This window comes from Lysinibacillus pakistanensis (assembly GCF_030123245.1).
Classification (GTDB): domain Bacteria; phylum Bacillota; class Bacilli; order Bacillales_A; family Planococcaceae; genus Lysinibacillus; species Lysinibacillus pakistanensis.
The window spans coordinates 3,528,494-3,544,276 of the sequence record NZ_CP126101.1 but is presented as its reverse complement, the minus strand read 5'-3'; the positions used below and the strand labels follow the sequence as shown (position 1 = coordinate 3,544,276).

Annotated in this window: 11 protein-coding genes and 1 riboswitch; of the genes, 9 read left to right on the top strand and 2 right to left on the bottom strand. The window is 37.2% G+C overall.

Annotation, left to right across the window (positions count from 1 at the left end):
* Positions 1–143 precede the first annotated feature (143 nt).
* From QNH24_RS17605 to QNH24_RS17595, 3 genes are all read left to right on the top strand, one after another.
* Positions 144–791: a helix-hairpin-helix domain-containing protein gene (locus tag QNH24_RS17605; protein ID WP_283868828.1), complete on the top strand. Its 648-nt coding sequence runs from the start codon at positions 144–146 to the stop codon at positions 789–791.
* Between the two features lie 123 nt (positions 792–914).
* Entirely contained in the window at positions 915–1,484 is a 570-nt protein-coding gene (locus QNH24_RS17600) for a ComE operon protein 2 (RefSeq protein WP_283868827.1), read from the top strand.
* Between the two features lie 107 nt (positions 1,485–1,591).
* Positions 1,592–3,772, top strand: a complete 2,181-nt coding sequence (locus QNH24_RS17595; RefSeq protein ID WP_347342915.1) for a DNA internalization-related competence protein ComEC/Rec2 — start codon at positions 1,592–1,594, stop codon at positions 3,770–3,772.
* A 33-nt stretch (positions 3,773–3,805) separates the two neighbouring features.
* On the opposite strand, the gene QNH24_RS17590 is transcribed toward QNH24_RS17595, so the two are convergent.
* Positions 3,806–3,943 carry a YqzM family protein gene (locus QNH24_RS17590; protein WP_283868825.1) on the bottom strand — a complete coding sequence of 46 codons (138 nt, stop codon included), beginning with the start codon at positions 3,941–3,943 and terminating at the stop codon, positions 3,806–3,808.
* 165 nt (positions 3,944–4,108) lie between these two features.
* Between QNH24_RS17590 and holA the strand changes: the two genes are divergently transcribed.
* Positions 4,109–5,119 (top strand): DNA polymerase III subunit delta, encoded by a 1,011-nt coding sequence (gene holA, locus QNH24_RS17585; RefSeq protein ID WP_283868824.1) that lies wholly within the window; start codon positions 4,109–4,111, stop codon positions 5,117–5,119.
* 104 nt (positions 5,120–5,223) lie between these two features.
* Here holA and rpsT read toward each other — a convergent pair whose 3' ends face one another.
* Positions 5,224–5,472 carry a 30S ribosomal protein S20 gene (gene rpsT / locus QNH24_RS17580; protein ID WP_283868823.1) on the bottom strand — a complete coding sequence of 83 codons (249 nt, stop codon included), beginning with the start codon at positions 5,470–5,472 and terminating at the stop codon, positions 5,224–5,226.
* A 163-nt stretch (positions 5,473–5,635) separates the two neighbouring features.
* Between rpsT and gpr the strand changes: the two genes are divergently transcribed.
* The 5 genes from gpr (at position 5,636) to QNH24_RS17555 (ending at position 15,720) form a co-directional block, all read left to right on the top strand.
* Positions 5,636–6,652 (top strand): GPR endopeptidase, encoded by a 1,017-nt coding sequence (gene gpr, locus QNH24_RS17575; RefSeq protein ID WP_283868822.1) that lies wholly within the window; start codon positions 5,636–5,638, stop codon positions 6,650–6,652.
* Positions 6,653–6,704: 52 nt separating this feature from the next.
* The gene (gene spoIIP / locus QNH24_RS17570) at positions 6,705–7,538 is read left to right on the top strand and encodes a stage II sporulation protein P (protein WP_283868821.1); all 834 of its coding nucleotides are present in this window, start codon (positions 6,705–6,707) and stop codon (positions 7,536–7,538) included.
* 424 nt (positions 7,539–7,962) lie between these two features.
* Positions 7,963–9,870 (top strand): acyltransferase family protein, encoded by a 1,908-nt coding sequence (locus tag QNH24_RS17565; protein ID WP_283868820.1) that lies wholly within the window; start codon positions 7,963–7,965, stop codon positions 9,868–9,870.
* Positions 9,871–10,639: 769 nt separating this feature from the next.
* A riboswitch (cobalamin riboswitch) is annotated at positions 10,640–10,836 on the top strand.
* A gap of 173 nt (positions 10,837–11,009) precedes the next feature.
* The gene (locus tag QNH24_RS17560; protein ID WP_283868819.1) at positions 11,010–11,744 is read left to right on the top strand and encodes a DUF4430 domain-containing protein; all 735 of its coding nucleotides are present in this window, start codon (positions 11,010–11,012) and stop codon (positions 11,742–11,744) included.
* A 79-nt stretch (positions 11,745–11,823) separates the two neighbouring features.
* Entirely contained in the window at positions 11,824–15,720 is a 3,897-nt protein-coding gene (locus QNH24_RS17555; protein ID WP_283868818.1) for an S-layer homology domain-containing protein, read from the top strand.
* Positions 15,721–15,783: the final 63 nt, after the last annotated feature.

Sequence of the window (15,783 nt, the reverse complement as noted above, 5' to 3'; positions counted from 1 at the left end):
TGCGCGAAAGCGTAGCGGCAGCAGCAGCTACAATTACGCCAAGGTGAAATTGATTGTCGAACTATCTTTTCAATACAAGGATAATATTGTAAGATGAAATAGACTCCATATGATTACCTTTTGCAAAAGAAAGGATGTAGAGAATGCTCCAATCTTTATGGCAAAAGTATAAAAAGAGTATGTTGCTCCCCGCCATACTTGTAATCAGTGGACTTTGTTACTTCTTTTTTTCGAGTTCCGACTCTTCATCCCCCCAGGAAGAGCTCATCGAAACCATCCAACCAATTGAACAAATTGAACAAGATGAACCTGCAAAAGAGGCGGTCATTCAGCAGGTATCAGTGGATATTAAGGGTGCTGTTATGTATCCAGGTGTTTATGAGCTTCAAGCCGACCAACGTATTGTGGATGTAGTGCAGCTAGCAGGTGGCTATACACAGGAAGCTGATCCCCAACTCATTAATCATGCCCAAAAAGTTCAGGATGAAATGGTAATTTATATCCCTGTTAAGGGTGAAAAGCTAGACGAGATCACGGCTTCCATTCTAGCGATGTCTACTAGTGGGATATCAACCAATGAAGGGTCTCAAAAAGATCAAAAGGTCAATTTAAATCAAGCAGATGAAGCAACCCTGTCAACTTTATCTGGGATTGGTCCGTCTAAGGCACAAAGTATTATCTCCTATCGTGAGGAGAATGGGCGCTTCACAACGATTGAGGATTTAAAAAAAGTAAGTGGAATTGGAGAAAAAACGTTTGAGAAGCTAAAGGATTCTATTACAGTAAAATAATAGCTACAAACTTTGTCATATTGACGACTCTTTTTAAAAAGGGCTACACTATAGTAGAAAAGTGATATGATAAAATGTTAGATTTTTAAGTGATTGATAGTAAATTATTATGGAGGTAGTCATATGGAGCGAATTACTTGGGATCAATTTTTTATGGCACAAAGCCATCTTCTTGCATTGCGTAGTACATGTACAAGACTAGCTGTTGGCGCAACTGTTGTACGGGATAAACGAATTATTGCTGGTGGCTATAATGGCTCAATTACAGGTGATGAACATTGTATTGAAAAGGGATGCTACGTTGTAGACAATCATTGTGTACGTACAGTACATGCTGAGATGAATGCACTTCTGCAATGTGCTAAATATGGTACACCTACAAAGGGTGCAGATCTATATGTGACTCATTTTCCATGTCTCCCATGCACAAAGTCCATAATTCAAGCGGGTATTGAGCGTGTGTACTATGCGACAGATTATAAGAATAACCCGTATGCACAGGAATTATTTGAAAAAGCAGGTGTGGAGGTTGTTCACGTACCATTTGATGAACGTAAAATCGACTTTTTAAGCGATGAAAAATTAGCCTTGTACATAGACATGCTAAACGAGCTTCGTGAGAGTGGTATGTCTGCTGAAAAATTGCGCCCATATGAACAGAAGGTGAGTGCATTATTTGGCAAAAATTTTTAAAGCATAAATGGATTTACATAGCATTAGCTGTACTTGTAGCCTCGATAGCGGCATACAAGTCAGCTTGGCTACTGTCTATTCTCCTCCTTATGGTCGTTTGTCTATACTTGAAGAATGAACCCCATTTCATCTCAGGTCTAGTAATCGGCACCGGATTGCTTAGCTATCTCTTCCTTGTTACATTTCAACTGACGGAACCATCCCCGCTGCCGTCGACATTTCAAATTACTTGGACAAGTGAATATAAAATAAATGGTCAAAACCTTCGAGGCTTTGCAAAAACTAAGACAGGTGACAAACTATATATAGTGTATACTTTTTCTTCTGAGCAGGAGAAAAACTATTATGAAAATAACTCATTAACAGGCTTCACCTACCTTGTACAGGGCGAATTAAGTGCACCTATTCCACCAGCCCATCAATATGCATTTTCGATGGAGAAATACTTACTAAGCAAAGGTGCAGTTGGAATAGTTGAGATTTCAGACTGGATGTTTGTAGAAGAGAAAAAATCTATACAGTCTTTTCTTGCAAAGCAGAGACACATAATAAAAAAACATATTGAGAGAACGTTTCCACAATCGCTCGTTGCAGAGGCCCAGGCACTTCTAATTGGTTTACAGGATCAAGTAGACAACGAGCTTCAACGAGCCTATCAAAAGCTTGGTATTACACATCTTTTTGCGATTTCAGGACTACATGTGGCTCTTGTGTCTTGGTTATTTTTTGAAGGCCTCTTACGGATAGGAATACGGAGGGAAATAGCGACTATAGTGCTTGTTATCATTTTACCCATATACGGGGTATTAGCAGGTGGCGCTCCCTCAGTTTGGCGTGCAGTATCTGTCGTGGAATTAATTCTACTAATGCGCCATGTTAAGTGGCAACTTCCCATCAATGATGCGCTTGCTATTAGTTTTATAGGCTTTGTCCTCCTTGAGCCAGGTGTTATTTTTCAAATTGGCTTTCAATTATCCTATTTAGCTACTAGCAGTCTTATTTATTCAGGTGTAATCTTTAAGCAAACGACGACTACGTTGATTCGTTCCTTTTTCATTACGCTTGTTTGTCAGCTGCTGGTTTATCCATTATTACTGCATCATTTTTATGAAATTTCTATTTCTTCCTTTATTGCAAATATTATTTTTGTTCCACTATTTTCCTTTGTTATTTTACCCATTAATATTGTTCTGCTAGTACTAACGTTTATATCCTTACCTGTCGCAAAAATTTTCTTTGCTATCTATGAGCCACTACGAGTTTGGCTAACAGAGTTTATCCTTTATATTCAACAGTGGCCATTTCAATTATGGACACCAGGAAAGCCATCCTTTTGGCTAATTTGTGTAGCAATGGGTAGTGTATTAGTGGGCTTATATTATTTAGAAAAGAAGCATTATGGTAAATTTGTAGCTGTGATTCTATTACCTGCATTTGTTATTCATGTGTCTCCAATGCTGTTTAAAGAAACTAAGCTTACATTTTTAAACGTAGGGCAAGGAGACTGTACGGTAATTGAATTACCGTTTAGAAGGGCTGTCTATGTCATTGATTCAGGAGGTATACTACGCTTTGAGCAGGAATCATGGAAGACAGCAGAAAGTCCATATGAAGTTGGGAGGCAGATAGTTGTACCCTTTTTAAAGGGTAAAGGAATTCGTGATATAGATATTTTTATCGTTACCCATGCAGATGCAGATCATGTAGAGGGAGCTGAGGAGGTTTTACAGGAAATTAATATGCAGGAAATTCATGTTACTCCTGGTTCACTTGATAAGCCCGTGATGCATGATTTATTAATCGAGGCCAAAAAGCGAAGAATTCCAGTGAAAGAAAAGATGCAAGGGACAGCCTGGAAAATGGGAAATATTAGCTTCCACTATTTATGGCCTCGAGATACTCACTATGAGGGAAATAATGATTCAATTGTTCTGTTTGTGCAGCAGGGAAGCTTTCGTGCATTATTAACAGGTGATTTAGAGGAGGCTGGTGAACATCAGCTAATCAAGCTATATAAAAGTCAATTAGCGAATATAACGTTACTGAAGGCTGGACATCATGGTAGTAAAACTTCCAGCACAGAACAGTTTGTGGAGCTACTACAACCTGAACTAACTATTTTTAGCGCAGGGCTTAAGAATCGATATGGACATCCACATGAAGAAGTAATGGAGCGTTTCTTCAGTCGCAATCTTCCTACATTGATTACGGGTTTAGATGGTACGATTGAAGTGCGCGTTCACGAAAATATATGGTCAGTACAAAAGGAAAAAGACCTTGTCCAATAAGGAGGGTCTTTTTCCTTCGTACATTTTGTTCGATTATTTAGATACGAATTCTACTACAGTTGCGATGATAAACATAAGTGTAAACACTCCAAATGATACACCGAAACCAACGCCAGAATCGATTGCATCATTACGGCGACATTGTATGTTTTTTCCTTCAAATGGATTCATTGTTATCCCTCCAATTCTGTTATTTATTATAAGACATCATTTTCATAAAAGCTATATCGAAAAGGAGAATTCACGCAGTGGCAAGGAATCGACACAATTCAGTCAAAGTCACATAGGGAAAATAAATGATGTATACTAATAGTATTGCTAGATGGAGGGAAAAGTATGATTTCAACGGTTTGGAACAATATCAAAAAAGGACAACTCTCACCAGTTTATTTACTCGTTGGTGAAGAAAACTATTTTATAGATGAAACGGTGAAACGTATAAAAGAGGCAATGGGGCCAGAAGAAGAGCTAGAATTGTCTACATTTGAATTAGAGGAAGTCCCAGTGGATGCTGTGATGGATGAAGCAGATACCATTCCTTTTTTTTCTGAGCGTAAGCTTATTATAGCCAAAAATGCCTCTTTTTTAAAAGCGACTGAAAAGGGAAAGGAAAAAATCGACCATGACATTAAGCGATTGGAGGCATGGCTGGCGAATCCCTCTGATTTTTCGATAACTATATTTATCGCACCCTATGAAAAATTAGATGAACGTAAGAAAGTAACAAAAATAATGAAGGAACATGCGCTTTTAGTACAGGCTGAAACACCAAAAGAACAGGATCTAGCCGTATGGATTCAAAGTGTCGTAAAAGCAGAAGGCAATAGTATTACACAAAATGCCATTGAGCAACTTGTAGCGATGGTTGGACCTAATATGCTGCAGCTACAAATGGAAATTGAGAAGCTAAGTCTTTATTTAGGTGATGGAGGAGAGATTACAACTTCGTTAGTCGAGGATTTAGTCGCTAAAACATTAGAGCAGGATGCTTTTAAAATGTTAAATGCTTATTTTGCAAATGACTCTGTCGGGGCTTTGACGATTTACCATGATTTATTGCGTCAAAAGCAAGAGCCAATCATGCTTGTTGGATTGCTTGCATCCAATGTACGAACGATGTCCAATGTATTTTATTTATTGAAAAAAGGCTATCATCCACAGCAAATTGCAAAAAATTTAAAGATACATCCATATCGTGTGAAATTAATGGTGGAGCAGCGTAATCGTCCATCGGAGGAGAGTCTGCTGAAAGCATTGTATCAATTAGCAGAAGTCGATTTACAGTTAAAATCGACTGGGGGAAATCGTGAGCGTTATTTAGAGCTTTTTTTATTGCGTCAACTTTAATCAGTAATAGAAGAGCTGTCCAATGTTAAAATGGACAGCTCTTCTTTATCCCTATAAATAAAAAGACCAGCTACCCTTATAGAGTATACTGATCCTTTAAACAATTACGCTTTTTTAGCAAGGCGTGACTTTTTACGAGCCGCCGCGTTTTTGTGGATAAGTCCTTTTGAAGCTGCTTTATCTAAAGATTTGTAAGCTGCTTGTAAAAGTTCTTGTGCGTTTTCAGCATTAGCAGCAACAGCGTTTTCAGCTTTTTTCACTGTAGTACGCATTGCAGATTTAGCTTGAGAGTTAGCAGCGTTAGCTTTAGCGTTAACTTTTACGCGTTTAATTGCAGATTTAATGTTTGGCATATCTTTCACCTCCTAAATTAGGTACGAGATGATATCTTCTCATTGATTTCTTGTGTCAATACAACAAAAATCATTTTAACAAACGCTTGGCCAAATTGCAATAGATTTATGCAAAGAATATTTACTTGACAGTTTGAACAAACTATAGATTGAGGTGAACTGTATGCAAAATTTAAATTGGCAACGTACGGATTTAATCGATGAATCTGAAGAGGTTGTTTTACATCAAACGAAAGAGCAAAAAGATACTCTTGAACAATCGAGCGGAATTCAAATTGAAGATCGGACTGCTGGACGAGTAAAGATTACAGATGTATTAGTGGACTCAGAAGGTGAAAAGAAAATAGGTAAAAAGGAAGGTCAATATATTACTCTCTCAGTACCAACCTTGACGCTAGATGATCACGACGGATTTGAGCAGCTTGAGAATGAGTTGCTTGTAAATTTTAAGAAAATGCATGAAGCAATCTCTTGGAATAAAGACGATAAAATTTTAATTATTGGTCTGGGTAATCGTACCATTACGCCCGATGCAATAGGACCATATCTTATTGATCATTTGCATAGCCTGGATGTAATAGATGAAAAATTTGTCATGTATGCGCCAGGTGTAACAGGACAAACAGGCTATGAAACAGGAGAGTTTGTAGCTGCAATAGCTGAGCGACTAAAGCCTAAATTAATTATTGTTGTGGATGCATTGGCGACAAGAGCTAGCAATCGATTATGTAAAACTATTCAATTAACAAATACTGGTATACATCCAGGTTCTGGCGTAGGTAATCAGCGTAAGGAGATTTCCTATGAAATGCTGGGAATTCCCGTAACAGCAATTGGTATACCCACAGTTGTGGATGCGCCTGTATTAATAGCAGATGCTGTAGAACTTATGATGCGATCGATAGCCGCACGGGTTGCAGAACGGAGTAAGCCGTCATCCAAATTGTCTTTGTCATCTTGGCAACCAGATATCAATAAAGAATTAGATATGTCTTTAGTAAAACCAATCTTTGGTGAGTGGGCTACTTGGTCAAAGGAGGAGCGTCAACAATTGTTTGAAGAGACGTTCGCAGGATCACATACACAGCTGATGGTGACGCCAAAGGAAGCAGATTATTGGATAGATAACTATGCAAAACTTGTTTCATCTATGCTGATGAAATGGGCAAATAAACTCTAATTTTTTTCGTTCTAAAAGGTCCACCCCCTCCATACGATAAGGGGAGGAGGGTGTGACTTTGCTAAAAAAACTACAGTGGTCATTTGGTTTATTATTGTTCTTCTTCGTATTACCTGTCATTGCTGGGCAACTTCCGTTCAACAAGCAAGCATCGACTCCGATTAAACAACCCGAGGATAAGCAAGTCGTGTTTGCTGCTACGAATCTAGCTGAACAAAGTGCACTAGAGCAGACAATAGAAACGAATCCTTTTAAAGTATTATTATTGTTTACGCATTCTCAGGAATCCTATCAACCTATGGTGAAAGCTGTCAGCGGGAAAGCAGAAGTTTATCATGACAAAACAAATATTTTTAATTTACAAGGTACTATTTCTAAGCATTTTAGTATGAATGGTATTCAAACAGATGTTTTAGATGTTGACGTTATGAAGGTAATGAAACTTGAGGGAAAAACTTTTCCAGATGCTTATAATACGGTGCGTCCTTATTTATCTAAACGTTTGCAAGAGCAAACCTATGATTTAGTTATTGATTTGCATCGAGATTCTGCCAAGAAAAATGCTACAACGATTACACACAACAATGAGTCCTATGCTCGTATTGCCATCGTTGTAGGAGCAGAGCATAAAAATTATAGATGGAATACTGCTTATGCAGAAAGCTTATCAGCTGCTATGAATGAAATTGTGCCGAAAATTTCTAGAGGTGTGATCTCTAAAAGCGGTGATAATGTGGATGGACGCTATAACCAGGATTTGACAAAGGAAATGATTTTAATTGAACTAGGTGGAATAGATAATACAGAAGAAGAATTGAATCGTACAATCGCTATAATTGGGAAAGCCATTGCGAAATCCTTTATTACAGAAAAACAGGAATTATAATAGAGATTTAGCAGAATGATTCGCCTTCTTTTTACTAATGTTAAAGAAGGCGAAATCGTGTCTTGGACAAAGTGCCTGATTATAAAAAATTACCAAAAATTTTTATAGTGAAAAGCCTTTAAATTGTTTATTTCATGCCTTATAATTTTCGAGTTAGCTCTTACGATTAAGGCATATGCATTAGGCAAATACGCTTTTAAGCATCTACCATTAATGGAGATGCTTTTTTGGAATGCACATACATATAGATTTACGGTATGCATAAAAATAGACGAATAAAAATTTTACGAATAGAGCACTTATGATCAACTTTTAAAGTGCCTTCTTCGTCATTATATAAGTGAACATACAAAAGGAGACGATGTTTGGCTATATTATTTAATACATGGAAAAAGGTTTATAAAATATTGGGAGAAGGAATATTATGTCAGGCAAGTCATTCAATCATCGTTATATCCCTGGACTCGACGGGATTAGAGCATTAGCAGTATTAGCTGTTATTGCTTACCATTTTAATTTCAAATGGGCCAGTGGGGGATTTTTAGGAGTCGATATCTTTTTTGTTTTATCGGGGTATTTAATTACTTCAACTATTTTACCTTTAAAAGGAAATAAGTTAACTGTTGGATTAAAAAAGTTTTGGATAGGACGATTTCGACGCTTACTTCCAGCTGCTTATGTCATGATTATTGTAACATTTGCATGGGCGACACTATTTCATAAGGAGCTACTTCATACACTACGTGGTGATGCAATTTCCTCAATTTTTTATTCAAGTAATTGGTGGTTTATTTTTCACAAACTCTCCTATTTTGATAGTTTTGGTTCCCCTTCACCATTGAAGAATTTATGGTCGTTAGCCATTGAGGAACAATTTTATTTATTATGGCCAATCCTTTTAATGCTAGGGCTTCTTATTGCCAAAAAGAAAAATAAGCTCGCCATTTTCGTTTTTTTGGGAGCACTCGGTTCTGCAATGCTAATGGCTATACTATATCAACCAGGCGCTGATCCCAGTCGTGTATACTATGGAACAGATACGCGTTCCTTTGAATTGCTAATAGGTTGCTGGTTAGCTCTTATCTGGCCGATGAAAAGACTTTCATCACAAAAAATCTCTACGAATCATGTCTACCAACTAAATAGTGTAAGCTTAGTAGCTTTTAGTGTTTTCATTGTCAGTATTTTGTTTGTGAATGAATATCAATCTTTCCTATATAGAGGAGGGATGTTCGTATTTTGCTTAAATGCAGCTATCTTAATTGGTTGCGTCTGTCACCCAGTTAGCATTTTGGGAAAATTACTTTCTTGGAAGCCTTTGCGTTGGATTGGGTCAAGATCGTACGGGATTTATCTATGGCATTATCCGATTATTGTGCTAGGTACTCCAGTACGAGAAATTGGTAATCCAGCCTATTGGCGAGTTACTTTACAACTGCTGATTATCTTTACAATTGCAGAACTATCCTATCGTTTTATCGAAATGCCGATTCGTAAGGATGGGTTCCGCTGTTATTTTAGACAGTACTTTGTATTCAATAAACACAAATGGGGAAGTTTCACGCTTGCTAGGAAAATTTCAACCACGCTCATTCCACTTTTCCTCCTAGTATTTTTTACAGGAATGACAGGGGTTGTGGGCGAAGAAAAAATAGAATCTATTGAATCACGGCCAACGACTATTAAAATAGATGGTGGAACAGAGCAGCATTCAACCCATCGTGATTCTGAAAAGGAGCAGGAAACATCTCAGCCAGGTTCATTAAGTGATGAAGAAGAGGGTGTTGATTCAAATTCGGATCAAAATGCGGTTGAGCCTCATCAGGGGGAAAATGAGACAGAAGTTCATCCTGTTCATGAATCGTATAATGGAATATTAGCCATTGGCGATTCTGTAATGATAGATATTGCTTCGAGCTTACATAATATCTACCCTAGCATTACCATAGATGCAAAGATTGGTCGCCAAGTTTCACAAGCGGTTAAATTAGCTCCTAATTATGCAAGCTTTAATCAACCAGATAAAGCAGTCATCATTCAGCTTGGAACAAACGGGTATTTTACCAATACACAAATAGATACCCTTTTAAAGGCTTTTTCCAATGCTGATATTTATTTAGTAAATACGCGTGTACCACGTTCTTGGGAGGGGAAAGTAAATCAAGCATTACAACAGAAAGCACAGGAATATGAAAACATTACTTTAATTGATTGGCATGCAACTGCAATTAACCATCCTGAGTTTTTCGCTCCAGACGGCGTACATTTAGAGCAAAAGGGGATTGCTTCTTTAACAAATCTAATTCAACAAGCTATAGACGAGACCAATTGATTCGTTTAAAAACCATAAATAGCCTGCAAACATTTTAAGTGAGATAACTTTTTTTCAAATATTTAAGTATGGTTGAAACCTTTCTAATGGTTGCTCGTATTACTATTATACATTTTTAATGAATTGCACTTAAAAAGGAGAAAAACATTTTTGAACTATTGAACAAAACAATTACTTTTTGTCATTTACTTAATCACCATTGCTGATGCATACTACTCAACATTACTGATTGAACCAAAAGCCCCCCCACAGCATCAGACGATTAAAGCGTCTGCAATGACAACGATTCAAGTACGGTAGCAAACCTTATAAAAAGAAACAAACAGCAAAAAGCCTGAAGACTTCTATACTTCAGCCTATCAAGCAATTGCTGCAGAGTACTAAGAATACAAAAGAAAAAATTTATAAAGCTAAGATGGATAGATTAAGTGAAAGACACAGCTATATACGGGACTCACCGTTTATTATTTATCACAATCACCGTATACGTTGCTGAAAACAGATGAAACAAAAAGCTGCCATTAACTGTGCAGCTTTTTGTTTTGCTTAATATTTAAATGGGTAAACCCTTTTTGCCCGCTCACTCTCTATTATACGATTTATATTATCTATCTATTTATATTATCATATTGCTTTTTAATAGGAATAGTAATATTGATACTAGATGTTTACTTCCTCTTTTAAAGCTTACTACTTCTATAAAGCATAATTCTTTTTGTTAAACTATTTCGAAAAATAGAAATATATGCTAGACTTAACATTAAGTGAATAACAATTGCAGTATAAAGGTGCTCTTTTAAGAGCTTAATAGGGAATTCGGTTTAAAGCCGAAGCTGTTTCCGCAACTGTAAGTGTAGATGACTACAGAAAATACCACTGTCGAACAAGGAAAAATGCCTTCAGTAGATGGGAAGGTTCTGAATAGGATACACGAGCCAGGAGACCTGCCTTTATTCCATCGTATTAACTCTCTTCGGAAGCTAGGAGAACTTACGGCAAATAGACGGACAGGCAAACTACGTTTTTGCGCCTTTTTTCTGTTTTCCATTAGATGCTTCCCCATTTTGGAGAAGCATCTTTTTATTTTCGAGTTAATTGCAAAAACATTCACGAAATAATAAAAATAGGAGGTTTTACAAATGGTTCGTTTCAAAAAATGGTGGCATTTAGCGTTAGTCCTACTTTTAGCATTTTCGCTCGTAACACCATCAGCCAGTGCAGCAGTATTACAGCCTGTAAGTCAAGAAGCACAATCAGCAGATTTTGATGTTCAGTTATCAGTAAAAGGTTTATGCGGTACTGGTTCATGCCATGAAATTTTAGAAGGAACAACAGTAAATGTTCAAGAAGGGACAACTGCGCTAGAGCTTGTAGAGCAAGTATTAGATGCCGAGGGTATTCCTTATGTAGTAGTTTCTACTCAATATGGTCCATATCTTCAATCAATTGATGGACTTGCGGCAGGCAGTTTAAATGGTTGGGATGGCTGGGTCTACACTGTAAATGGATATAGCCCCAATTTTGGATTAGCTGAGTATCAATTACAGGCTGATGATGTCGTTCATATTTATTACACTACATGGTCTAAATTAGAAACAGCAAGTGTAATTGCAGTAAATGATAACAATCCATCCGTTACGGTAAATTTAACTGGTGATTTATTTACGACACCAAACGGCTCTAATTTAGCAAACTGGACAATTAACACAGGGACAACAACATTAACAGCTCAGTCAGTTACTATGAATGCAAACCAACAAGCTGTTATTACATTTGCAGGTCAAGCACAAGCAGGTACTATTACCATTACAGCCTCTGCCAATGCTTTATTCGGTAGTTCAGCAAGTGAGCCACTTGAAGTAAAAGTACAATAGCTAGATAAATGGATACTGACAAGATGAATTAATTCAGCTTGTCAGTATTTAATTATTTATAAAGGAAGTGAGTGTTTATATGACTATATGGAAAAAGCAGCTACATATAGCAGTTATTTTTATTTTAATCGTATCGCTATTTTCTCCAGTCACTGCAATTAAGGCACAGCATTTTGAAGGGGATTTACTCGATCCTACTCCAAACATCAATGATATTGAACCCGATGATTCAGAAGAGCAGGACAATGCTACAGAGTCTAAGAATGAAATAGATGTAGAGGATTTAACAGAACAGGAAAAAGCACCGCATACAGATGAAGAAGCTGAATTAGATGATCTTATACCATTAGAAGATGCAGCGGAACTAGCTCCATTAGTAGAGAATGCGCCCGTTGCAATTAGCGATATTCAGCTAAACACTGAGGAACCTTTACTATTATTAGTAGGAGAAACATTTCAACTTACTGCCACTAACGCAACAACAGATGATAGTGCCACAGTTACATGGTCTTCAAGCAACTCTGGAATTGCAACAGTTGACACAAATGGGAGCGTAATAGCTCAGGCAATCGGAGAGACAGTCATTACCGCCCAATTAGATGGTGGATCTAAAACAGTTATTGTATATGTTATTTCACCCGAAGCACGGGAGGCAATAGATTTTATTATCGCCCTACCTACAATCGAAAGAGCCGATGAAGCAACCTATCAGCTATTACAGCAAGCACGAGTACTAGATAGTAAAGTAAAAGCTCCGGCTCGTACTCTTTTAATCTCCGATAATAAACTACCTTATTTTTTTCAGTTACTAGAAAAAGAAATTGCCTATTTTAGATATTATATGCAAGACCCTAGCAACGCTTTACCTGCACCTGAAGATATAAACTTTTTAAGTGATGAATTGGATAAGAAGTTAGATGCAGTTCGTGAAAGATATAATTCCCTGATTAAAACATCTGGTTATCGAGATCTAAAAAAAATAACAGATCCAGCAGATATACTAGTATTTAATCAAGAACTTGCAGCAAAACAAGTTAAATATGTATTTCTTGTTATCGATGCGCTTCCTAAAATAGAAGATTTAACAATTGATTCAGCAATAAAAGAGCAACTCGATCATGCAAGAAAAAAATATGCTGCTATACCAACAGCAGAACAAAAAAAAGTAGCCAATAAGGAAGACCTTTTTGCAAAAGAAGTTCGATATGTTGAACTGTTAATTGATGCTATTGATATAAATAGCCCATTAGCAGAAGAACAATTAAAAACTGCAAAAGACGCTTTGAAAAAGTTAGCTAATCCAAACAATATACCTGGTGCCTCCAAAGGAGTATCAAACTATAACGACCTCCTTGAAAAGGAGAAAATGATTAATGCAGAGGATGATATTAAACAAGTTATCGAAAAAATTAATGCACTTCCTACTGTAGAGGCACTTACTTGGGCTGATCATTTAAAAGTTCTTGAAGCACAGCAGGCTTATGATAAGCTATTACCTGCACATCAAAGCAGAGTAACAAATTATACCCAACTAGAAGCTTTACAAAAGCGCTTAGTTGAACTACAACCGACAACAGTTGAAATATACAATGCTGTTGCGAACTACTTGACGTCAGGTTCATATGAGCCCATTTATGGGTCTGAATGGACTATTTTAACATTAGCTCGTGGTGATCATACTGCAAAATATGCAACTTATTATGATAAATATTATCGCAATCTCGTTAATCATGTAAAAGCAACAAATGGGGAAATAGGCACTCAAGCAACAGACTGGGCTCGAGTTATAATCGCTCTCACAGCAATTGGGAAAGATCCGAGAGATGTTGCTGGCTACAATCTAGTTGAAAAGTTATCAGATTTGAGTTTTGCTACAAGCCCTGGTGTCAACTCGTCTATCTTTTCATTAATTGCACTGGATACTTGGGGATTTGAATTACCTAAAACCGCAACAACAACACGTGATAAACTAATTCAAAGTATTTTATCAAAGGAAATAAAAAATGGTGGCGGATTTGCATGGAGCGGTACTGATCCTGATCCTGATATGATAGGGATGGTACTTCAAGCATTAGCACCATATCAAAGTAATCCACAAGTTAAGGCTGTAACTGATCGCTCAATCGCTCAATTAGTAGCTATCCAAACCGCTAAAGGTGGCTATATTTCGACAGCGGGCAGCCCGGAAGCTGCTGAAAGCGCTGCCCAAGTTATAACAGCACTTGCTAGCTTAGGCATTGATGCAAATAAAGATAAACGATTCGATAAAGTTATTGCTAATATTATGACATTTAGCTCTGGTGACGGTGGCTTTAAACATGTTCAAAGCCAATCAAAAGCAGATGGTATGGCGACAGTTCAAGTTGGCTATACTCTAGCAGCTTACAACCGTCTTTTAAGCGGACAAACACCGCTCTATAATATGTCAGACACGAAAAACAAGCCGACTAAGCCTGGTGGCGAGGATGGTAGTGATGATGACGAGCCTTCCTCTCCTGGTAACAATGGTAATCAGCCATCCGTTCCTGCTGAAAAAGAGGAAATTGGCTATACAACATTTTCCATTCAAATTTCATCTTCTGAAGTACCATTAAAAACAACAACAACAAAATTATTTACTGGTGAAACCGTTTTTGACGTTTTGCAAAGAGTAGCTGCTGAAAATGGTGTAGCATTAAGCTATCGTCAAACAGAATACGGAACATATATTGACGGAATTGCAGGTGTTTATGAATTTGATCGTGGCCCTTTAAGCGGTTGGATGTACCGTGTAAATGGCGTATTCCCTTCATTTTCAGCGGCGAATTACACATTGTCTCCAAACGACACCGTTGAATGGATTTACACGCTTGACTTAGGAAAAGATATTGGCGGTTATGTTGAAGATGTAGAGAAAACACCTGAAAAGGGCAAAGACATCTTAGATGAAAAAAATAAGGAAGAAGAAAAAGAAAAAACGGACAAGGAAGAAAATAAAGACAATAAAGTGATCGAAGAAAACGAAGTAAATTCTAAAAATGATAAAGCCGAGATAGCATTGACACTTGATGATATTCAAAAACATCTTAAAAATCAAAGTAAAACAATTGTGGTTCAAGATGAAAAAGGCAACCAAATAGACATTTCAATATCTGCTCTTTCAGACATTGAACTTGCAAAAAATGAAAAAATTATTGCCTCTATGACAACACATGCAGAAGGCAACCAATTTACTGTTAGCTTTGCCATAGAAGCTACTAACGGTAGATTAAAACCACTTTCAATAAAGCAAGATTACTTAAAGGTTACTTTAGCTGCTTTCGAAGTAAAATCTAACACTGTTGTTCTACAGCTTGTTGGTGGTGAATACAAGCCAGTACCACATAAAATTGTGAACGGCAAAATAGTTCTGTTCTTAAAAGGAAGTGGCACATTTATAGTAACTGAAAGAACAGTCACATTTAATGATATTGCACATTTAGCAAACAAAGAAGAAATCGAGTTTTTAGCGAGTCGTTCTGTCATTCAAGGCACAACTCCAGAAACATTTGAGCCAAATAAACCAATTACTCGTGCACAATTTGCAGTATTAATTAGCCGTGCACTTGGATTACAAGCAACAGGAGAAAATCCATTTAGTGATACTGACGGCAAATGGTATGCAACGGATATCCAAGCTCTGTACGAAGCAGGTATTACGAAGGGTACAACGGCTTCAACATTTAATCCGGAGGCACCAATTACACGTCAGCAAGGCGCAGCATTTATGGCACGAATCTTAGAATATCTAAATGCCGATGTGAAAGCAAAGGGAGAGGTTCATTACAATGATTCTAGTAAAATTAGTGCTGAGTACTTACCTTATATCAAGCTATTAAATAGTCTGGATATTATGACAGGAAAACCGGATGGCTCATTTGATCCAGGTGCTTCGTTAACACGAGGGCAAACAGCGAAAATTCTAAAACGTACGTTAAATATCGCAGACATTATGTAATCATCCGTACTAACCTAAACGCTTACGCTTTTGGGTTAGTCCCTTTTTATAGAATGGAGGTTG